Source organism: Streptomyces sp. NPDC004838, from assembly GCF_053600955.1.
The window spans coordinates 260,089-280,308 of the sequence record NZ_JBSGAW010000007.1 but is presented as its reverse complement, the minus strand read 5'-3'; the positions used below and the strand labels follow the sequence as shown (position 1 = coordinate 280,308).

Annotated in this window: 12 protein-coding genes; 4 read left to right on the top strand and 8 right to left on the bottom strand. The window is 71.9% G+C overall.

Going from position 1 to position 20,220, the window contains the following annotated elements:
• Positions 1 to 557 precede the first annotated feature (557 nt).
• Both ACWEFL_RS11315 and ptsP read left to right on the top strand, forming a co-directional pair.
• Positions 558 to 1,007 carry a PTS sugar transporter subunit IIA gene (locus ACWEFL_RS11315; protein WP_451710424.1) on the top strand — a complete coding sequence of 150 codons (450 nt, stop codon included), beginning with the start codon at positions 558 to 560 and terminating at the stop codon, positions 1,005 to 1,007.
• A 77-nt stretch (positions 1,008 to 1,084) separates the two neighbouring features.
• Positions 1,085 to 2,755: a phosphoenolpyruvate--protein phosphotransferase gene (ptsP, locus tag ACWEFL_RS11310; RefSeq protein WP_451710422.1), complete on the top strand. Its 1,671-nt coding sequence runs from the start codon at positions 1,085 to 1,087 to the stop codon at positions 2,753 to 2,755.
• Between the two features lie 63 nt (positions 2,756 to 2,818).
• Here ptsP and ACWEFL_RS11305 read toward each other — a convergent pair whose 3' ends face one another.
• Both ACWEFL_RS11305 and ACWEFL_RS11300 read right to left on the bottom strand, forming a co-directional pair.
• Positions 2,819 to 3,790: a hypothetical protein gene (locus ACWEFL_RS11305; protein ID WP_451710420.1), complete on the bottom strand. Its 972-nt coding sequence runs from the start codon at positions 3,788 to 3,790 to the stop codon at positions 2,819 to 2,821.
• A gap of 75 nt (positions 3,791 to 3,865) precedes the next feature.
• Complete coding sequence (locus ACWEFL_RS11300; protein ID WP_451710419.1) at positions 3,866 to 5,866, bottom strand: acetoacetate--CoA ligase; 2,001 nt, start codon at positions 5,864 to 5,866, stop codon at positions 3,866 to 3,868.
• A 284-nt stretch (positions 5,867 to 6,150) separates the two neighbouring features.
• Here ACWEFL_RS11300 and ACWEFL_RS11295 point away from each other — a divergent pair, with 284 nt between their 5' ends.
• A complete protein-coding gene (locus tag ACWEFL_RS11295; protein ID WP_451710417.1) occupies positions 6,151 to 8,511 on the top strand; it encodes a glycoside hydrolase family 31 protein in 2,361 nt (786 codons plus the stop codon).
• A 36-nt stretch (positions 8,512 to 8,547) separates the two neighbouring features.
• Here the strand turns inward: ACWEFL_RS11295 and ACWEFL_RS11290 are convergent, their stop codons facing one another.
• The 5 genes from ACWEFL_RS11290 to ACWEFL_RS11270 all read right to left on the bottom strand — a co-directional run bounded on the left by ACWEFL_RS11290 (position 8,548) and on the right by ACWEFL_RS11270 (position 13,879).
• Entirely contained in the window at positions 8,548 to 9,051 is a 504-nt protein-coding gene (locus ACWEFL_RS11290; RefSeq protein WP_451710415.1) for an NUDIX domain-containing protein, read from the bottom strand.
• 635 nt (positions 9,052 to 9,686) lie between these two features.
• Entirely contained in the window at positions 9,687 to 10,289 is a 603-nt protein-coding gene (locus ACWEFL_RS11285; RefSeq protein WP_451710414.1) for a GTP-binding protein, read from the bottom strand.
• Positions 10,270 to 10,674: a DUF742 domain-containing protein gene (locus tag ACWEFL_RS11280; protein ID WP_451710412.1), complete on the bottom strand. Its 405-nt coding sequence runs from the start codon at positions 10,672 to 10,674 to the stop codon at positions 10,270 to 10,272. The genes ACWEFL_RS11285 and ACWEFL_RS11280 overlap by 20 nt, the downstream gene beginning before the upstream one ends.
• A gap of 8 nt (positions 10,675 to 10,682) precedes the next feature.
• Entirely contained in the window at positions 10,683 to 11,135 is a 453-nt protein-coding gene (locus ACWEFL_RS11275; RefSeq protein ID WP_451710410.1) for a roadblock/LC7 domain-containing protein, read from the bottom strand.
• Positions 11,132 to 13,879 (bottom strand): sensor histidine kinase, encoded by a 2,748-nt coding sequence (locus ACWEFL_RS11270; protein WP_451710408.1) that lies wholly within the window; start codon positions 13,877 to 13,879, stop codon positions 11,132 to 11,134. Before ACWEFL_RS11270 ends, ACWEFL_RS11275 begins: the two co-directional genes overlap by 4 nt.
• A 496-nt stretch (positions 13,880 to 14,375) precedes the next feature.
• On the opposite strand from ACWEFL_RS11270, the gene ACWEFL_RS11265 reads away from it, so the two are divergent.
• Positions 14,376 to 14,825 carry a hypothetical protein gene (locus ACWEFL_RS11265; RefSeq protein WP_451710406.1) on the top strand — a complete coding sequence of 150 codons (450 nt, stop codon included), beginning with the start codon at positions 14,376 to 14,378 and terminating at the stop codon, positions 14,823 to 14,825.
• A gap of 361 nt (positions 14,826 to 15,186) precedes the next feature.
• On the opposite strand, the gene ACWEFL_RS11260 is transcribed toward ACWEFL_RS11265, so the two are convergent.
• The gene (locus ACWEFL_RS11260; RefSeq protein ID WP_451710405.1) at positions 15,187 to 20,184 is read right to left on the bottom strand and encodes a hypothetical protein; all 4,998 of its coding nucleotides are present in this window, start codon (positions 20,182 to 20,184) and stop codon (positions 15,187 to 15,189) included.
• Between the last annotated feature and the right edge of the window lie 36 nt (positions 20,185 to 20,220).

The following is a 20,220-nucleotide window of genomic DNA, read 5'->3' as shown; positions in this document are numbered from 1 at the left end:
TAATCCAAGGATTGTCCACAGCATCCTCGCTGTGTTACATCGCCCACCAGCACCCACACACCACACTGGGTATGCAAGAAGACTGGTAGGACTTTTTCAAAGGAACCACATCCCAATAAGGGACGGGGTATCAACATATCTGGCGTTGACTTTTGGCACGCTGTTGAGTTCTCAAGGAACGGACGCTTCCATCAGACCCTTCCAGGCCCTCCGGGCTTTTCCCTTCGACATTTCAAACCATATCAGGCTTTTTCGGTCCCCCTGACCACCACCCTGCGACAGACGTTGCGACAGACAGAGGTGTAGACCAGTTAGGATCGGGGCTTGATAGGTCGCTGCCGACCCCCGACTCAATGCCGCGTTGGGATCAGGCAGGGGTACGACAGTACCGGTCGCCGTAAGGCGAGGCAAATCGTTTCCGGTACGTCCCTAGATCCGTCAACCGGTAGCTTTCGGGCGGAACTAGGACTTCCTATGACATACGCTTCTGAACGGTGTGCCGTCCGGGACAGGCAGTGACGGCGCAGTGACGAATCTCCACCCCTGGGAGGCTCTCCATGACCACAGTGACGTCCCCTCTCGCCGGACGTGCCATCGGACTCTCGGCGGTGCCCGATCCGGTGTTCTCCGGTGCGATGGTCGGTCCCGGCACCGCGATCGATCCCGTACGTGAACCTTCCGACGCCGTCGCTCCCGTGGACGGAGTCGTCGTCTCCCTGCACCCGCATGCCTTCGTGGTGGTCGACGGCGAGGGCCACGGTGTGCTGGTGCACCTGGGCATCGACACGGTGCAGCTCAACGGCGAGGGGTTCGAACTGCTCGTCGACAAGGGCGACACGGTGACTCGTGGCCAGGCCGTGGTGCGCTGGAACCCTTCGGCCGTCGAGGAGGCCGGGAAGTCGCCGATCTGTCCGATCGTGGCGCTGGAGGCCACGGCCGACTCCCTCTCCGACGTCCGTGAGAACGGCGATGTGAAGCCCGGGGACGCTCTCTTCTCCTGGCAGTGATGCCAAAGCCGTGGTGAACGGCCTGTTGGACATCCACCGCGGCGGCACGGGCCGTCGCTCGATCGGAGACGGGTGAAATGGAGACAACGCTGCGAGGCGTCGGTGTGAGCCATGGTGTGGCGATCGGCGAGGTCCGGCACATGGGCACGGCGGTGCTGGAGCCGCCGGCCAAGCAGAATCCGGCGCAGGACACGGAGCGGGAACAGGGGCGTGCCCGTCAGGCGGTGGACGCCGTGGCCGCCGACCTCAACGCCAGGGGCCAGCTGGCCGGCGGCGAGGCGCAGGCCGTGCTGGAGGCGCAGGCCCTGATGGCGCAGGACCCCGAGTTGATGGCCGATGTCGATCGGCGCGTCGCCGTCGGCAGCACGGCCGAGCGTGCGGTGTACGACGCGTTCGCTTCGTATCGGGCGCTGCTGGCGGGTGCGGGTGAGTATCTGGCGGGGCGGGTCGCGGATCTGGACGATGTACGGAACCGGATCGTGGCGCGGCTTCTCGGGGTGCCGATGCCGGGTGTGCCGGACAGCGACGAGCCGTATGTGCTGATCGCGCGGGATCTGGCGCCGGCGGACACCGCGCTCCTCGATCCGACGCTGGTGCTCGGCTTCGTGACCGAGGAGGGTGGTCCGACCAGTCACAGCGCGATTCTCGCGCGAGCGCTCGGGGTGCCCGCGGTGGTGGCGCTGCCGGGGGCCGGGGAACTGGCCGAGGGCACGATGATCGCGGTCGACGGCAGCACCGGTGAGATCTTCGTCGAACCGAGTGCCGGGAAGCGGGCCGCTCTGGAGGCCGCGGCGGCGGAGCGCAAGGCCGCTCTGACCTCGTCGACTGGTCCTGGTGCGACCTCGGACGGGCACAAGGTGCCGCTGCTGGCCAATGTCGGCGGTCCCGATGATGTGCCGGCGGCGGTGAAGGCCGGTGCCGAAGGTGTCGGTCTGTTCCGTACGGAGTTCCTGTTCCTGGATGACAGCGGGCAGGCGCCGTCGGAGGAGAAGCAGGTCGAGGCGTATCGGAAGGTGCTGGAGGCGTTCCCGGAGGGCCGGGTGGTCGTGCGGGTGCTGGACGCGGGCGCGGACAAACCGCTCGACTTCCTGACGCCCGCCGATGAGCCGAATCCGGCGTTGGGGGTGCGTGGTCTGCGGAGTCTGCTGGACCATCCGGAGGTGCTGCGGACTCAGCTGACGGCTCTGGCGAAGGCGGCCGAGGGGCTGCCGGTGTATCTGGAGGTCATGGCGCCGATGGTCGCGGACCGTACGGACGCCAAGGCGTTCGCGGACGCGTGCCGTGCGGCCGGGCTGCGGGCGAAGTTCGGTGCGATGGTGGAGATTCCGTCCGCCGCGTTGCGGGCGCGTTCGATTCTGCGTGAGGTCGAGTTCCTTTCGCTCGGCACCAATGATCTGGCGCAGTACACGTTCGCCGCCGACCGACAGGTGGGTGCGGTGTCGCGGCTGCAGGATCCGTGGCAGCCGGCGCTGCTGGATCTGGTGGCGATGTCGGCCGAGGCAGCGCGCGCCGAGGGCAAGAGCTGTGGTGTCTGCGGTGAGGCCGCCGCCGATCCGCTGCTCGCATGTGTGCTGACGGGTCTCGGTGTCACCTCGCTGTCCATGGGCGCGGCATCGATCCCGTATGTCCGGGCGACGTTGGCGAAGTACACGCTGGCCCAGTGCGAGCGGGCCGCCGCCGCGGCGCGGGCCGCGGACACCGCCGAGGAGGCGCGGGTGGCCGCCCGCGCGGTGCTCTCCGGCGAGTAGGTCCGGCGCTGCGCTGTTCTGTTGTGGGAGGGCCCCGCCGGTGCGGGGCCCTCGCGCTGTTCGTCAGTGGTGGGTTTCGGGGTCGTCGGTGGTGACGGTGAAACCGGCGCGGTACTCGACGCCGGGCTCGGGCGAGATGGGTTCGCCGGTGGTGGCGTCGGTGCAGTAGGCGCTGAACACCTCCGCCTCGGTGAGCGGGACGAGGATGCTCTGTTGCAGTCGCCAGCCGTGGAGGCGGTCGGGTGCGTCGGGGGTGCTGGTGCGCAGGACGACTCCGCCGGGGTTGTCGAGCGCGATGGCGGTGGCGAGGACGGTCACGAACTCGGTGCCCTCGACGGCGTCGAGATGGGCGGTGGGTTTCATGGAGTCGCCCTCGGCGTGCAGGACGGCGAGGAGTCGGTCCTCGGGTGCGTGGACGCTGCAGACGAGGTGGTGTCTGCCCGGTCCGGCCTCTTCCAGGAGCCTGGTCAGGAGGTGGGAGGCCCGGTCGAGGGCGGCGCGGCCGATGTCCTGGCCGCAGTCCGCGCACGCGCCGGTGTCGGCGAGGAGCATGGCCGCGTACTCCCAGGTGGCCTGGCGGACGGTTCGGTCGATCAGTTGGGGCAGAAGCCGGTCGAGGGGCTGTCCTGTGTAGGTGAGGGTGTGTCCGCGGGCCGCGGTGGCCGCGGTGTAGCGGGCGCGGCTGAGGGACCGGTCCGGGTCGAGTTCCTCGTCGGAGCAGTACTGGGCGAAGTCCTCGGGGTCGAAGAGGACGAGGGTGGTGTGCAGTCGGTCCGCGGCGCGGGACGTGAGCAGGTCGTCGATCTGCCGGAGGTAGCTCGCGTGGTCGTCGAAGGCGAAGGTGCGGTATGCGCGCATCGCTTCGAAGTCGTGGGCGTCGGTCAGGACGCCCACGGTGGCGGGGACTTCCCGGCGCAGGGTGCGCCGCAGTGACCTCCTGGTCCGGGGCCGGTCCGCGGTCCGGTCGTCGCCCTTCCGCCGCCTCCCCCGCTGCGGCCGGTTGCCCTGCGTCGCGGATGTCTTGTCGTATGCCATGATTCCCCCTGCGTTCTGCGATCAGTGACTACTCACCGTAGTGGGCGGTACTGACAACGCGGGCGGGGAGGGCCGTCATCTCTTTCGGGTGCGGGCGAGTTCCTCGTAGAAGCCGAGCAGACCGATGTCGTCCACCGAGCCCGGATTGACCGCCTTGGTGAGGGGCGTGCCCTGGAGCAGGCGCTTGACGGGGACTTCGAGGCGCTTGCCGGTGAGGGTGTGCGGGACGGCCGGGATCTCGATGACGTCGTCGGGGACATGGCGTGGGGAGAGCTGTTCGCGGATGGTGCGCCGGATCCGGTCGCGGAGGCCGTCGTCGAGTCGGGCGCCGGGGGTGAGCTGGACGAACAGGGGCATCCAGTAGCCGCCGTCCGGTTCTTCCAGCCCGATGACCAGCGTCTCCCGGATCTCGGGGAGGCGTTCGACGGCTTCGTAGATGTCGGCCGAGCCCATCCGTACGCCCTGGCGGTTCAGAGTGGAGTCGGAGCGGCCGTGGATGACGACGGAGCCGTGTTCGGTGATGGTGATCCAGTCCCCGTGCCGCCAGACGCCGGGGAACATCTCGAAGTAGCTCTCGCGGTAGCGGCTGCCGTCGGGGTCGTTCCAGAACCGGACGGGCATCGACGGCATGGGGTCGGTGACGACGAGTTCGCCGACCTCGCCGATGAGGGCCTTGCCGTCCGGGCTCCAGGACTGGAGGTTGGTGCCGAGGCCGGCGGCCTGGAGTTCGCCGATGTGGACGGGGAGGGTGGGCACCGCGCCGGCGAAGCAGCTGCAGATGTCGGTGCCGCCGCTGACGGAGGCGATCCACAGGTCCCGCGCCACTTCGTCGTGGAGCCAGCGGAATCCGTCGGGCGGGAGGGGGGATCCGGTGGTGGCGACGCAGGCGAGGCGGGAGAGGTCGTGGTCGCGGGCGGGGCGGACCCCGGCCTTGCGGCAGGCCATGACGTAGGCGGCGGATGTGCCGAAGAAGGTGGCCTCGGTGCGTTCGGCGATGCGCCATTGCGCGCCCGTTTCGGGGTAGCCGGGGCTGCCGTCGTACAGGACGACCGTGGTGCCGGTGAGCAGGCCGGAGACGAGGAAGTTCCACATCATCCAGCCGGTCGAGGTGTACCAGAAGAAGCGGTCGCCGGGGCCGAGGTCGCAGTGGAGGCCGAGCTGCTTGAGATGTTCCAGCAGGATGCCGCCCTGGGACTGGACGATGGCCTTGGGCAGACCGGTGGTGCCGGAGGAGTACAGGACCCACATCGGGTGGTCGAAGGGAACCTGTTCGAAGACGGGTTCGGCGGTGCCCGAGGTGACGGCGGACCAGTCGAGCGCGCCCTCGGGGGCTTCGGTGCCGAGCAGCGGGATGTGCACGACCGCTCGGAGGGAGGGGAGTTCGCGGCGGAGTTCGGCGACGGTGTCGGTGCGGTCGTGTTCCTTGCCTCCGTAGCGGTAGCCGTCGACGGTGAAGAGGACGACGGGCTCGACCTGCTGGAAGCGGTCGAGGACGCTGCGGGCCCCGAAGTCGGGGGCGCAGGAGGTCCAGACGGCGCCGACGGCCACGGTGGCGAGCAGTGCGGTGACGGCGTGCGGGACGTTGGGGAGGTAGCCGCTGACGCGGTCGCCGGGGCGTACGCCGAGGGCGCGCAGTTCGGCGGCGAGCGCGCCGACCTGGCGGCGGAGTTCGGCCCAGCTGACGGGGGTGGGTTCGTGGGTTTCGTCCACGTGGAGGAGCGCGGGCTCGTCGGGGCGGTCGGCGGCGGCGCGGAGGGCGTGCTCCGCGTAGTTGAGCGTGGCGCCGGGGAACCATCGGGCGCCGGGCATGGCGCGGTCGGCGAGCACTCGTTCGTACGGGCTGGTGAAGCGGACGTCGAAGTACTCGGCGACCGCGCGCCAGAAGGTTTCGAGGGAGTCGACGGACCATCGGTGCAGTGCCGGGTAGCCGCCGTCGGCCGGGGCTCCGTGGTGTTCGGCGGCCCAGCGCTGGAAGTGGGTGATCCTCGCGGAGGCGACCCGGTCGGCGTCCGGCTGCCACAGGGGGGCCGGGTTCGCCGTCGAGTCGGCCGGGTTCGCGGTGTTCGCTGAGGTCACAGTGTGGCTCCCGTGGTGATTCTCCGGGCCCCGCGGCCCTGACCAGACCCTGACATCCGGTCCTGCGGGGCTCTGCTCGGTGTCTGTGGTCTTCGCGGGGCACCGCGCGGAGCGGGTGCGCGGAGGACGCGACTGACACGGACGATGCCATGTGATCGTCTTTCGCACCAGAGCACTCCGCAGCACTCCTCGTACGGTCGGACTCGGCCATATGTCGGGCACGGCGGGTGAACGGCAGTTGAACGCCTCCCTGGCGCCCCCGGCCGGGTGGGAGGCTGAGCCGTATGGAAGGTCGTGAGCTGGTGCGTTCGGTACGGAGCCTGGGAACGCGGCGGGGGCTGCGTGCGGCGCGTTCCGCGTGGCGGCGGCGCCGGACGGACGCCCGGGGACTGGCGGCGCGGGGGGAGGAACGGGCCAGGGTGCCGGGGCCTGTCGCCGGTGCGGAGCCGCTGCCCGGGGGCGGTGTCGTCCGGTTCGCCCGTTCCGAGCTGCGTATCCGTGTGGCGACCGGCGGCGCGGTGTTCCTGAGCTGGGACGGTGCGGGGCCGGAGCCGTCGTACGCCTTGTACGGCTCCGCTCCCGAGCCCGATCCGCGGACCGAGCTGGAACCGGACAAGGACGGCGGCTGGCGGGTGGTGTCGGAACGGGTGACGGTGGAGGTCTCCCGCAACGGCGCGGTCGAGATCCGCACCCCGGGCGGGGTGGTGCTCCGCCGGGAGCTGCCGCCTCGCTGGTGGGAGCCGGTGGGGGGCGGGCCCGCGCGGTGGACGCAGCGGACGGAGGTCGCCGCGGACGCGCGGTTCTTCGGTCTGGGCGGCCGGGCGTCGGGTCCGCGGCTGCGGGACGGTACGTACCGGCTGTGGAACACGGACCCCAAGAGGCCGTTCGGGCCCGGTGACGATCCGCTGTACATCACCATGCCGGTGCAGTTGGTCGTCGCCGACGCGGGGACGCATCTCGCCTTCCACGACAACTCGTGGGAGGGGCGGGTGACCCTGCGGGAGGGTGAGGAGGGCGCGGGGTCCGGGCATGACCGGCCGGGTACCAGTGAGCTGCGGATGGACGGCGGGCCGCTGCGCTCCTGGGTGATCGTGGGGACGCCCGCGCGTGTGCTGAACCGCTGGTCACGGCTGACGGGGCCGGCGGCGGTGCCGCCGTCGTGGGCGCTGGGCCCGCAGCACGCCCGGTGGGGTTTCGGCGGGGAGCGGGAGGTGCGGCGGATCGTCGCGGGCTACCGGGAGCGGGAGCTGCCGCTGTCGGCGGTCCATCTCGACATCGACCACTACGACGCGCACCGGGTCTTCACCGTCGACCGGGAGCGGTTCCCCCGGCTGCCGGCGCTGGCGGAGGAGTTGCGTGCGGAGGGGGTGCGGCTGGTCTCCATCGTCGATCCCGCGGTGCAGGCGGAGCCCGGCGACGCGGTGTACGCGAGCGGGCGGAGGGCCGGGGCTTTCGTGCGGGATACGCGGGGGCGCGAGGTGCGGGGGGAGGTGTGGCCCGGTGAGTGCGCCTATCCGGACTTCACCGATCCGGGGGTGCGGCGCTGGTGGGGGGATCTGTACGAGGAACGGCTGGCTCAGGGCTTCTCGGGCGTGTGGCACGACATGAACGAGCCGGTCTCCTTCGCCCCCTTCGGCGATATGACGCTGCCCCGGTCGGCGCGGCACGCGCTGGAGGGGCGGGGCGGCGATCATCGTGAGGCCCACAACGTGTACGCCCTCACGATGGCGCGCGCCGGGTACGAGGGGTTGCGGCGGCTGCGGCCCGACGAGCGGCCTTTCCTCTTCTCCCGGTCGGGGTGGGCGGGGATGCAGCGCTACGGAGGCACCTGGTCCGGCGATGTGTCCACCGGCTGGCCCGGGCTGCGGGCGTCGCTGTCGCTGGTCCTGGGGCTCGGGTTGTGCGGGGTGCCGTACTCGGGTCCCGATGTCGGCGGTTTCGACGGGAGTCCGTCGCCTGAGCTCTATCTGCGCTGGTTCCAGCTGGGGGCGTATCTTCCGCTGTTCCGTACGCATGCGGCGATCGACGCGGGGCGCAGGGAGCCGTGGGAGTTCGGGCCGGCGGTTCTGGAGTACGCGCGGGCGGCGCTCGCGGAGCGGGAGCGGCTGCGTCCGTACTTCGTCACCCTCGCGCATCTGGCCCGGCATACGGGGGCGCCGTACGTCCGGCCGGTGTGGTGGGGGTCGCCCGGGGACAGGGTGCTGCGGGAGTGCGAGGACGCGTTTCTGCTCGGGGACGCGCTGCTGGTCGCGCCGGTGCTGGAGCGGGGCGCGGACCGGCGTGCGGTGCGGCTGCCGCGGGGGCGGTGGTACGACACGGCCACGGAGCGGGCGTACGACGGGCCGGGGCAGGTGCTGGTGGACGCGCCGCTGTCGCGGGTGCCGGTGCTGGCTCGCGGCGGTTCGGTGATTCCGGTGCGGGGGGCGGATGGCCGGATGGAGCTGGAGGTGTGGGCTCCGGCCGCGGGTCGTAAGGGCGGCGGGCTGGTGGTCGCGGACCCGGGCGACGGCTGGGCTCGGGCCGAGGTGGAGCGGTACGCGAGCCGGCTGGTGGACGGGCGTGTGGTGGTCAGGCAGGTCAAGGGGGGCGGGGCGGGGCCGCCGAGGTGGCGGGTGCGGGTGAGGGGACAGGACGCGAGGCCGTAGCGGGGTTCGGGGCGAGGCGGCGGGCTCGGGGCCCGGTCAGGTGTAGCGGCCCTCGAACCAGTTGCGCACTGCCGTGGTGTGCAGGGGGAAGGCCAGCTCCGATGGGGTGTGCAGCAGGTGCCAGCCCGTCGTCTCGTTGGTCGGTCGCGGTGGCGGGAGCTGGGCGGCGGGGCGTTCGGGGAGGAGGCCGAAGAGGAGCAGATGGCCGCCTGGGGCGCTGAGCGCGTCGGCGAGGCGGATGTCCCCGTGGGATGCCTCGATGCCGGTCTCCTCGTGGAGTTCACGGACGACCGCGTGCTGCCAGTCCTCGCCGAAGTCGATGAAACCACCGGGTAGTGCGACCTTCCCCGCGCGGGGTTCGATGGTGCGGGTGATGACGACGAGTCCGGCGCCGTTGTCGTCGTACGCGGGCTGGAGCGCGACTGCGACGGGCAGCGGATTGCGGTAGGCGGTCTCTCCGCAGGCCGGGCAGGTGCGAGGCCAGTCGGAGACGGAGCCGTACGGTGCTCCGCAGTTTCCGCAGTGGGAGTTCTTGGGCACGCGCGGACTGTATCCGACCCGGCGTTCAGGCGTGGCGGAATCGGGTGGGCGAAGCCACGCGGGAGCGGGGGGTCGCGGAGAGGTGGGCGGTCCCGCCGCCCGCGGGCGTACGGTGTGGTCCCCGCGGGGTGACGCGCGCGGATGATCCGGATGTCGCCGCCTCCGCCGTGGTCGCCGATTCGCCGTGGTCGCGGATCCGCTGCGGCCGCGGAGGTCGTGTCCCCTGTCGTGGTGTAGCCGATCACGGTCTGTCGCCTCCGCTTCGGAGCCGTCCGGTACGTGCCGCTGTGGGCCGTCGTGCGATCACCGCTGGTCACGGCGCGGTGATCGCCAACAGGGCGTCCGGCGAAGGTGATTCGAGCTGCGACCTGGGGATTCCACCAGCTTGATCGGCTACACCACGAGAAGGGACGCCATCGCTGCGGATCCGCTGCGGCCGCGAGGCGTCTGCGCCACCTCGGACGGTGCCGCGGCTCCGGTGCTGTCCGGGCATGGGGCGTCCTGCGCCGACCCGGCCGTCCGCCCCCGGGCAGGTGGTGTGTGCCGGGCCCGGTCTCGCGCCGGGGCAGGGCCATGGCCGGGACATGTCACGGGGTTTCCCGGAAGACCGCCCAGCGCGGTGGCCGGGCGACGGTTCAGGTGGTCGCGTGCTGGCGCTGGGCGTCGACGCGGGCGAGGGCGTGTTCCACGACCGCCACCAGCACCAGCTTCACCGTCTCCCGGTCGCGCGCGTCGCACAGCATCAACGGCACTTCGGGGTCGAGGTCGAGCGCGGCCCGCACGGATTCGACGGGGAAGCGGTCGGCCCCCTCGAAGCAGTTGACGGCGACCGTGAAGGGGATGCCCCGGCGCTCGAAGTAGTCGACGGCCGCGAAGGAGTCCTCCAGGCGGCGGGTGTCCGCCAGGACCACCGCGCCGAGCGCGCCCTGCGCGAGTTCGTCCCAGAGGAACCAGAAGCGGTCCTGCCCCGGCGTGCCGAAGAGGTAGAGCACCAGGTCCTCGCGGAGCGTGATGCGTCCGAAGTCCATGGCGACGGTGGTGGTCGTCTTGCTCTCGACGCCCGCGGTGTCGTCGACGGGACGTCCGACCTCGCTCAGCGTCTCCTCGGTGCGGAGTGGTCTGATTTCGCTTACAGCGCCCACGAGTGTCGTCTTGCCGACGCCGAAACCTCCCGCGACCAGGATTTTGAGCGTCACCGGCTCGACGGGTTTCCGGCTGCTAGAGCGCCCGAAGACCATTGATCACCTCGCGGAGAATGCTCACATCCGGCAGCTCTGCCGGCGGAACAGGACGGGTTACGTGGACCAGTTCCTCTTCGACGAGATCGCCGACCAGGACGCGGACCACCCCGACGGGGAGGTCCAGTCCGGCGGCCAGCTCGGCGATCGACTGGGGGGTTTCGCCGCAGCGCTCGACGATTTCGACGTGCTCGGGAGAGAGCGACTGGTCATGGCCCGGGTGACCGGCCGTGGGCTCCGGTACGACCAGGGCGATCAGGTCGAGCCGTTGCCGGGTCGTACTGCTCGTACGACCTCGGGTCATCGCGTACGGGCGGACCACGGGGCCCGCGTCCGCGTCGAAGAAGTGGTGCCGGTGCCTGGAGTGACGTGTCGACTCACTCATACCCGGAATCACCCTCCGGCGGCATGACCGGTCCGGGGCGCGGTGGCGAGGTGGACTCCTACCCGCTTGACCATGAGCGTCATCTCGTAGGCGACCTGGCCGACGTCGGAGTCGGCGTCGGCGAGAACGGCGAGACAGCTGCCGTCACCGGCCGCGGTCACGAAGAGGAACGCCTCGTCCAGTTCCACCACGGTCTGGCGGACCTTGCCCACGTCGAAGTGGCGGCCGACGCCCTTGGCCAGGCTGTGGAACCCGGAGGCGACGGCGGCGAGATGCTCGCTGTCCTCACGGGTGAGCTCCTGCGAGGTGCCGGTCGCGAGACCGTCGCTGGAGAGCACGAGGGCCTTGCGGATGCTGCCGACGCGGCCCACCAGTTCGTCGAGCAGCCAGTTGAGTGTGCCGGAGCCCTGGGCGACCGGGCGTCCGCCGAGTGCGTTTGCTGCGGCATGCGGTGCGGTCATCGACCGTCCCCCTCCGATGTCGTTCGTGGTGCGGTCCGGCCGGTGCCGGTGTCTGTCCCGGTGGTGCGGTCGGCGTCAACGGCGCCGCCCGCGTTCTGGAGGCGGCCCCGCTGCCAGCCTCGTTGCATGGACGCCATGCGGCTGCGTACCTCGTCCGCGTCGCGTTCGAGGTCCTGATCCGTGTGTCCGCCGGGGTTGCCGGGTGTGTCCGTGTCCGCTCTGAGCTGGGGGGCGAGGCTGGCCTGGCGGACACGCCGGGGCAGCCCGTTGAGGAGGGCGGGCGGGGTGGGCACGTCACCGGCTTCGGGTGTGCGTGTGGGGTCCGGGGCCGGGGTGGGGTGGGTACGGCCCGGCTCGTCCACCCGGCGTCCGTGGTCGGTCACCAGGGTGGGTGGCTTGGTACGACGGGGCAGCGGCACGGCTCCTGCTATCCGTTCGGGCGCGGGGTCCAGCGCCTGTTGGTGCTGTTCCTCCGGAGCCGGGCGACGGCGGTCGCGGGTCCTGGCCCGGAAGATGCCGCCGCGTTCGCTCTCGGTCTCCTCGATGTCGGCGAAGGGGTTGCCGCCGCCTGGGGGCCTGCCCAGCGGACCGCCCACGGGACCGCCGAGCGGTCCGGTGCGGGAGTCCCGTCGATCGGCGGAGCCACGGCCGCCGCCGAGGGTCTCGGCACCGCTGAAGCCCAGCGGGTCGGCCGGGCCCTCCAGTTCGACCGGTCCGCCGAGCAGCGATGCCGCGCCGTTCAGCCGACCCGGCCCCTTGGCGAGCGCCGACAGCTTCCCGTCGCCCGCGCGCCGTCCCGTCGCGTTCTCGGCGTCGCGGTCGAGGCGGAAGCCCGTTCCCTCGGTCTCCGGGGCGTCGGTGAGCAGTGTCGCGGGGATGAAGACGACCGCGGTGGTCCCTCCGTACGGGGACGGCTGGAGCGACACCCGTACATTCTGGCGCTGGGCCAGCCGGCTGACGACGAACAGGCCGAGGCGGTCGGTGTCGGAGAGTTCGAACTCGGGGGTCTCGGCGAGGCGGAGGTTGGCGTCGAGGAGGAGCTCGGGGGCCATGCCGAGCCCGCGGTCGTGGATCTCGAGGGTGAAGCCGTTGGCGACGCGTTCGCCGTGCACCTGGACGCCGGTGTGCGGCGGCGAGAACACGGTGGCGTTCTCCAGGAGTTCGGCGATCAGATGGGTGAGGTCGGCGACCGCGGGCCCTCCGACGCCGATACGCGGCAGGCGGCGCACCTCGACGCGCTCGTAGTCCTCGACCTCGGCGACCGCGGCCCGTACGACATCCATCAGCTGGACGGGTTTGCGCCACTGGCGGGAGGGAGCGGCCCCCGAGAGGATCACCAGGCCCTCGGCATGCCGCCGCATACGGGTGGTGAGGTGGTCGAGCCGGAAGAGGTCGGCGAGTTCCTCGGTGTCCTCGGTGCGGCGCTCCATGGTGTCGAGCAGGGTGAGCTGGCGGTGGAGGAGCACCTGGTTGCGGCGGGCGAGATTGACGAAGACCTCGGAGACCCCGCGCCGCATCTCGGCCTGGCGTACGGCGGCTTCGATGGCCGCGCGCTGGAGGGTGTTGAGGGCCTGGCCCGCCTGGCCGATCTCGTCCTTGTCGTACTCCAGGCGCGGCGCCTCGGTCTCGACATCGATCTGTTCGCCCGCGGCGAGGCGGCGCATGACGCTGGGGAGGCGTACGCCGGAGACCTCGTGGGCCTCCTTCCGCAGCCGGGAGAGGTCGCGGACGAGGTCGCGGCCGACGCGTACGGAGACGATGATCGAGATGAGGAGGGCGAGGAAGCCCAGCACACCGGCGACGCCCGCCTTGACGTAGACGGCGAACGCGGTGGGGTCGACGCGGTCCTGGTGGCGCTCGTCGGCGGCCTGGGCCTCGCGGCGGAGTTCGTCGATCACGGGGGTGGCGGCCGACTGCCACTCCTGGACGTCGGAGGCGCTCGCCTTCTTGACCGGGCCCTTGGTGATGAGGCGTTCCTCGGTGTCGCGCAGGGGCGCGGTCTCGGGGCTGGCCCAGAACTGCTCGTAGATGCCGCGTTCTCTGGCGGGCAGCGCTTCGAGATGGATCTGGTAGTACAGCTTGCGGTTGGCGACGAGGTCGGAGAGCTGACGGATCTCCTTGGAGCCGAGCTTGCCCGCGGTCAGCGCGGAGGCGATCAGCGCGTCCTCGCGGGAGAGCATCTCCGCCGCGCGGGAGAGGCCGACCAGTCCGCGTCCCTCGCGTTCCATTCCCGCGTCGCTCATGGCGTGAAGGGTGTCGAGGAACGTGAAGCCGGGGTCGACGATCCTGTTGTAGAAGTCCAGTGCGTGGGCGCGGGTGACGGTGCCGGTCTCCACGGAGCGCCGCAGGGTGACGAGCCCTTCGAATCCTTCGATGAACGAGGTCAGCCGGCGCTGGCCGTCGGGGCGCATCTTGCCGCTGGCCTCCGCCGCCGACGCTCTCTTCCTGATGAGGGCCACGGCCTTGTCCGTGGCCGCCCGCCTCTCCCTCAGCTCGGGCAGGGCACCGGACGCCCTGCGGTCGGCGAGGTAGACGACGGACAGACGGCGCTCCCTCTGGAGCGAGTCGAGCACGTCCGCCGCGGGATAGCCGACGTCCTCGACCATCGATGCGACATCGAGGAGTTCACCCGCTTCCCGGCCGGTCAGCAGGGTGGTGAATCCCCAGAGCGCCGTGAGGGAGACGAGCGGCACGAGCAACAGCGCCACGATCTTCCGGCGGATGGACTTCCCGCGAAAGCGCATGGCCTCCCCCTGCTGGACCCGCCCGGCGGGCGGCGTTCCTCCGTCAGCAAACGGCGCGAGCCTACTACTGCCACAGTGACAACTCGAAGACACGTCCGGATGTTTTTCGGCCTACTGATGATGCGTTGATCACAAGTTGTCCCGGTATTCAAGGTGTTGAGATTCCCGGCGTGTCCACCTGAACCCGGGAACACGTCACTATCCGGGCGGTGGGAGATGGCTGGAATCGCTCGCTCCGAAGACGGCCCGGCGGGAATCTTCCGGGCTCACCATTCGTCCTTATGTACGGGGCTGTTGGGGACCTGCCGTATTGCGCGGCTCGCCCGTGTTGTCGGGATCGCCCGTCCCTTCGCAACCCGCCTGCGGGGCGGTGCTGTCGCACCCCGCTGATGGTGCGAGCCCCGAGGGGTGATGGAGTAAAGGGATGGATTCCGGGCAGCCAACCTGAAGCCGGGACAAAAATGGGGGACGTGGGGAGTGGGGAGTGACGAGGACCATGGACACGGACGAACGTCGTGGCGGGACGCCGGCAGGGGACGACCAGCGGGTTTCGCGGCAGATCTGGGTGGAGGAGGCCGCAGCGAAGCGGCGCCTGGCGGATCCTGTCCGCAGGGCGGCGGTCCGCGCCGTGCTCATAGTCTCGCTGACGCTGATTCAGGCGATGATCGCCTTTCTGAGCACTCTCACCGGGTCGTGGCTGGCCTTTCCCATGGTGCTCAGCAGCGTCGTCAGCACGGTGGTCGCGACCTGGGCGGTGCTGGACGTCTGGGTGACCCGTCAGGTGTGGAGACAGCGCTACGGCGTGGTGTCCGAGCCGAGCAGCAGCGCGCGCGGGCTCCGGCGCGAACGGCGCCGGGCCCGGCGCGCGGCGCGGACCGCCGCGCGTCAGAGCGCTCGCATACGGCGACGGGAGCGGCGCGGGGGGTTCTCGGGCGTGGAGGCGTAGGGCCTCTCGTTCGGATCTAGTTTCGGATCTAGTGCTGTGACCGGAAACGTTCACCGGCCCGCGACGCCCTGCTCCCCCTGGGCCCTGCGGCCCGGGAGCTACCCCCATACTGGGCCCTCCGGTCCGGGAGATTCCCCCACGCCGCGTTGTCGGACCGCGCGAGTACGGCGAGTACGAGCCGCGGACCTCCGCCTTGCGCCGCACCGCACCGGACGCCGCGCGCCCACGGCAAACCTCTCCGGCCACAGCACCAGCCGGGCTCGCGGTGTCTGCGGCGGGTCGGGGCGGGTAGGCGACCGCGGGTCACCGGCTCTGCGGGATCCAGGACCGCTTGTCCGGATCCCCTAGAGCCGGCACCGCACTACGGGGACGACGGTACGGAGTCCTGGGCGGTCGGTGAACGTTTGAACATGCGGGTCGCCGTGATCTCCCCGTGGACCGTCTCGCCCGAGGGGTCCTGCTGGGGCAGGCCGGGGCGCAGATGTTCTTCGACGCTGATGTACTTGAGTCCCGCCCGCAGGTCGGCGTCGTTGCGCAGTCGGATGACGAGCGGGAACTCCGCGAGTGCCGTGGTGTCGAACAGTCCGGTCGTGTAGAGCAGTTGGACGCCGAGCGCGTCCGAGACCGCCCGCTGGAGTTCCAGGAGGTAGGTGGCGTTCGCGCGGCCGATCGGGTTGTCGAGGAACAGGGTGCCCGCGTGGCGGTGCCGGTCGTGGCCTCGGTCGTTGCTGCGGAGCGCGGCCATGGTGCAGTACAGCGCGATGGCCGCGGTGAGGAGCTGACCGCCCGAGAAGACGTCGCCCATCTGTCCTACGGGGACGCGCTCGGCGCGCAGTACCGCGTCCGGCTTGAGGATCTCGACGGCGACGCCCTTCGGCTGGAGGGCGGCCTGGACCCCTCGCAGCAGCAGGGACATGCCGTCCCGGCGGCTCTCGCCGTACGCCGCCGACGAGTTCTTCCGTACGGCGGCTCGGGTGGCCTCGTCGATGACCTCGCCGAGCCGTTCGGCGAGGGTCGCCTGGTCGGGCTCCTCGAAGCGGATCCGCAGGAACTCCTGGCCGGACCACTCCCCCAGTCCCTCGGGCAGCCGGGACAGCCGCTGGGCCGAGCGCAGTGTGGTGAGCGCCGACTCCACCAGTCCGCGCAGCCGGTCGACGATGGTCTCCCGATTGCGCTCCAGCTGCTCCAGTTCGTCGGTCAGAACGCGCAGCCGGGGCGCGAACGCCTCGGCCCACTTCGCCGCGTGCTCCGGCAGCGCGGCGGCCGGCAGCTCCCGGATCTGCTGGCGCGCCGGGGTGCGCACCTGCTCGTACCGGGTGGAGTTGGCGTGCCGTACGAGAACGTCGCATGCCTCTCGTACGGCGGATTCGGCGGCGGACAGGTCCGTGGCGCAGCCGCGCAGCGAGCGACGGGCCTCGGCGGCGGAGGCGCGGGCCTCCGCGAGGCCGCCAGGGTACGGCTCGGGGGGCTCCGCCGCCGACTCGTCCTCGTCCCGCTGTTCCCGCAGCAGATCGCGGAGCAGGGCCGCGGTCTCGTCGAAGCCGCCCGCCGCCTCCTCGGCCGCCCGGTGGGCCAGGAGAAGACCGGTGTGGGCGTCGCGGGCGGTCTCCAGCGCGTCTGTGCGGGCGGCCAGTTCGGCTGTGGCCGTACGGAGCATGGTTCTGGCCTGCTCGGCGTCGGCGGGTACCAGTTCGCCGGGGAGGTCGGTGTGGGACTCGCCGTGGGGTCCCCCGTGCCGAAGGCCGGGGGAGGGAGCCAGACGCTCGGCCTCGCCACGGAGCCTGCCGAGCTTCTCGCTCGCCTCCGAGGCGCGCGACTCCAGCAGTTGCACCAGTGATTCCGCGCGGACCGCCGCCGCCTGGCGCGAGGGTCCGTCGGCTCCGTCGGTGCTTTCGAGGAGTTCCGCGGCACGGGTGCGGACCTTGTTGGTGAGCCGGTCCAGCTCGGCGAGTGCGGCGCTCTCGTCGCTCTCGGCGCGGGCCTGTTCGGCACGGAGGTCGGCGCCAACGCCCACCTTCTCGTACAGCTGGGAGGCCGCGCGGTACGCCTCGCGCAGAGCGGGCAGCGCCGTACGCGGTGACGCCGCGCCCGGCGTGGCCGCTTCGCCGTCCGCCGGGTCCTCCGGCACGCCAGCGATCTCCGCCCGCTCGGCGCGCAGGGCCCGTGCCGTACGGCGTGCGTCGTCGCCCGCGCGCTCGGCGGCTCTGCGGTCCTCATCGGCCGCCTTGGCCCGTTCCAGCCAGGTCGCGGCGCGCTCCTCGGACTCGGCGGCCTCGTCGGCCAGTTCACGCAGCTTCACCTGCCAGCCCGCGCGCTCCCGGAGCCGGAACGCGAGCCCGGCGAGGGCGTCGGCGGCGCGCCGCGCGCGCTGGGCCGCCTCCTGGCGCTCCTCACGGATCCGGGCGGCGTCGGCCGCGGCTTCGTCCGCTTCGGCTCGTGCGGTACGGACCTCGGCCAGCTCCGCCCGCGCCTCCTCCGCGGCCTCATGGGCCGCCCGCGCGTTCCGCGCGAGTTCGGCGAGCATGCCGGGCGGACAGTCGGCACGCCAGGATCCCAGACGGGCTCCGATGGAGCGGTCGGCGGCGAGCCGGGCCGCGAGCGTCCGGATCTCCTCGTCCCGCGCCGCGGTGCGGGCGCGGAGTGCCTGCCGTTCCTCGTCCGCCGCGTACTCGTCGTGCATGGCGGGGTTCGGCGGTACGAGGAAGACCTCCGCGTCGCCCGCCTCTCCAGTACCCGGTGCGGGGACCGGGGCGAGGAGCGCGGCCGCGGTGCCGACGGCGACCGCGGACCGGGGCAGCAGGGCGGCGGCGCTCAGGACTTCGCGGGCGCGGTGGTGCGACGCGGGGTCGGTGATCACGACGCCGTCGACCAGTTCCGGACGGGCGGCCAGGACGGCGGCGTGGTCGGCGGCGTCGACCGCCTGTGCGAGATAGCGCCAGCCGGGGAGTGCGGGAATGCCGTGCTCACCGAGGTACTCGACGGTGGCGAGGACGTCCGGGCCGGGCGGCAGCAGTCCGCCGTCGCCGAGCGCGCCCAGGATCCGGGCGTCGTCGGCGGCGACCGTGCGCAGGTCGAAGAGCCGGCGCTCGGCGGAGGCGACGTACTGGTCGAGAAGTTCCCTCAGTTCGTCGGCGTACCGGTCCAGTTCCTCGGCGGAGAGGGGACCTTCGGCGGTACGCAGGGGGGAGCCCGCGCGGCGCGCGGATCCGGGGGACGGCTCCTCCGCGCGGCCGGGGGCAGCGGGGCCGGGCGTTGTGTCCGCCGGTCCGTCCGTGCCTCTGTCGGGGGCCGCTTCGGGGTCTGTCCGATTGCCCCGGCCTGCGCGGTGGCCCCGGTCGGGGCCCGTGTCATGGCCCTGGTCGGGGCCCGTGCCGTGGTCGGGCTCGGGGTTTTCCTCGGGGTCCTCCGGTGAGCGGGGCCGCGCCGAGTCGTCCGCCGCGCCGTCGCCGTCCGAGGACGCGTCCGTCCCCGTACCCCGCCTCGGTGACGGAACGGGAACCGGGACGACGGCGGGCAGCGGCAGGCTCAGCAGCTCCGTGACACGGTCGTCCTCGGCGATCGAGTCCGCGGCACGGCGTTCGGCCTCGTAGGCGCTCTCCGCGGCGAGCGCCGCGTCCGACGCGCGGGCCGCGGCGAGTTCGGCGCGGGCCTCCGCCGCCGCGGCCTCCTTCGCGCGCTCCGCGGTCGTCCGCCCGGCTTCGCGTGCCGCGTCCCAGGCCGCGACCGCGGTCTTCTCCGATTCGCTGGCGGCGAGCGCGGCCCGTGCCGGGTCGGCGTCGGGGGCGGTGTCGTCGAGCCAGCCGGCCCGTACCGCTTCGGCGGTCTCCTGTTCGACCTCGGTCAGCCGCTGGCGCAGATGGCCGATCTCGCTGCGGGCCCGCTGGGCCTCGGTCGCGGCGGCGGTCGCGTCGCGGTGCGCCGCCTCGCCCGTCTCCAGGAGGGCGGCGGAACGCTCCTCCTGTTCATTCGCGAGCCGTTCGCCGTCCTCGGCGGCCGTGTGGAGGGCGCGTACGAGGTCGGTCGCGGCCCGCCCTCGGGCGGCGAGCGCCGGGGCGGCGTCCCGTTCGGCCTCGCGGATGGCGGCGGCGACGCGCGCGGAGCGGTCACCGGCGGCCCGGTGGCGCAGCACGGCCTCGGCCGCCTGCCAGGCGGAGTGCAGCGTACGTGCTTCGGTCAGCTCGCGGCGCTGGGCCGCGGCGCTCTTCTCCGCGACGGCGAGCGCCAGCGAGGCGTGCCGGTAGGCCAGTTCGGCCGCGATGAGCGCACCTCGGTCCCGGGTGCGCTCGGCCTCGGTGACGGTGTGCGCGGCGGCGGTGACCTGCTCGGCGAGATCGGCGGCGCGGCTTCGCTCGTCGGCCGCGCGGGCGGAGAGTCTGCGGGCCAGGGTGCGGGTGCGCCGCTCGGCGGCCGAGTGGATCTCACGGGCGCGGGTGCGGATCTCGGCGGCTTCGACGATACGGCCGAGCAGTTCGGCCGAGCCCGCGGTGAAGTCGCGTTCCGCGGTCAGTTCGGCGCGGCGGCCGAGTTTGTTGCCGAAGCCGCTGACGAGGTCCGCGAGACCGTCGGTGTCGCGCGTGTCGGTGACGGCTCGCAGCAGCAGATCGGTGAAGTCGGAGTCCTTCTTGACGGCGAAGAGTCCGGCGGCCTCGCCTTCGTCGGCGTTCATCTCACGCTGGTAGCGGAAGAGTTCGGGGTCCAGACCCAGCTCTCCGAGGTGCTCGTTCCAGCGGTCGTGGATCTCCTCCCAGCCCACGTCGAGGTGCGGATACGCCTTGCCGGCCTCGGTGATCGCGTCGCGGAAGCCCTTCATGGTACGTCGGCGGCCCTGCGCGCCGGACGCGCCTTCTGCCGTGCGGCGTACGGCGGTGGATTCGGCGACCGGGAGCGAGTCGAGGCTGAGCCCCGGACCCGGCCGGAAGGAGTACCACGCCTCCGCGAACTTCCGCGGGTCGTTGGAGACCTGGCGACCGCGCCACTCGCTGACCTTGCCGACGACGATCAGTTCGCCGGTGAGGGTGTGCTGCCACTCCAGTGCGACGTGTCCGCAGTCGTCGGCGAGCAGGAACTTGCGCAGCACTCCGGAGCTGGCGCCGCCGAGGGTGTTGCGGTGGCCGGGCAGCATCACGGAGAAGATGAGCTTGAGCAGGACGGACTTTCCGCCGCCGTTCTCCAGGAAGAGCACGCCGGCGGGTGCGGGGCGGCGCGGTGGGCCGGTCGGTTCCTCCTCGAAGAACTCCGCCTGGGTGGGCGCGGGGTGGGGCACCGGCTCGCCGACTCCGCGCAGGTCCAGCACGGTGTCGGCGTAGCGCGCACCGGCGGGCCCGATGGAGTAGAGGCGAACGCGGGACAGCTCGTACATGGCGGCGGACTCTCGTGGTCGGCAGGGCGGATGGGG

Bases quoted from the DNA above. Each gene is read 5' to 3' on its own strand.
- ACWEFL_RS11315 (WP_451710424.1), top strand. From the start codon at position 558: ATGACCACAGTGACGTCCCCTCTCGCCGGACGTGCCATCGGACTCTCG.
- ACWEFL_RS11285 (WP_451710414.1), bottom strand. From the start codon at position 10,289: ATGGTCTTCGGGCGCTCTAGCAGCCGGAAACCCGTCGAGCCGGTGACG.
- ACWEFL_RS11260 (WP_451710405.1), bottom strand. From the start codon at position 20,184: ATGTACGAGCTGTCCCGCGTTCGCCTCTACTCCATCGGGCCCGCCGGT.
- ACWEFL_RS11295 (WP_451710417.1), top strand. From the start codon at position 6,151: ATGGAAGGTCGTGAGCTGGTGCGTTCGGTACGGAGCCTGGGAACGCGG.
- ACWEFL_RS11275 (WP_451710410.1), bottom strand. From the start codon at position 11,135: ATGACCGCACCGCATGCCGCAGCAAACGCACTCGGCGGACGCCCGGTC.
- ACWEFL_RS11265 (WP_451710406.1), top strand. From the start codon at position 14,376: ATGGACACGGACGAACGTCGTGGCGGGACGCCGGCAGGGGACGACCAG.
- ACWEFL_RS11270 (WP_451710408.1), bottom strand. From the start codon at position 13,879: ATGCGCTTTCGCGGGAAGTCCATCCGCCGGAAGATCGTGGCGCTGTTG.
- ACWEFL_RS11305 (WP_451710420.1), bottom strand. From the start codon at position 3,790: ATGGCATACGACAAGACATCCGCGACGCAGGGCAACCGGCCGCAGCGG.
- ptsP (WP_451710422.1), top strand. From the start codon at position 1,085: ATGGAGACAACGCTGCGAGGCGTCGGTGTGAGCCATGGTGTGGCGATC.
- ACWEFL_RS11280 (WP_451710412.1), bottom strand. From the start codon at position 10,674: ATGAGTGAGTCGACACGTCACTCCAGGCACCGGCACCACTTCTTCGAC.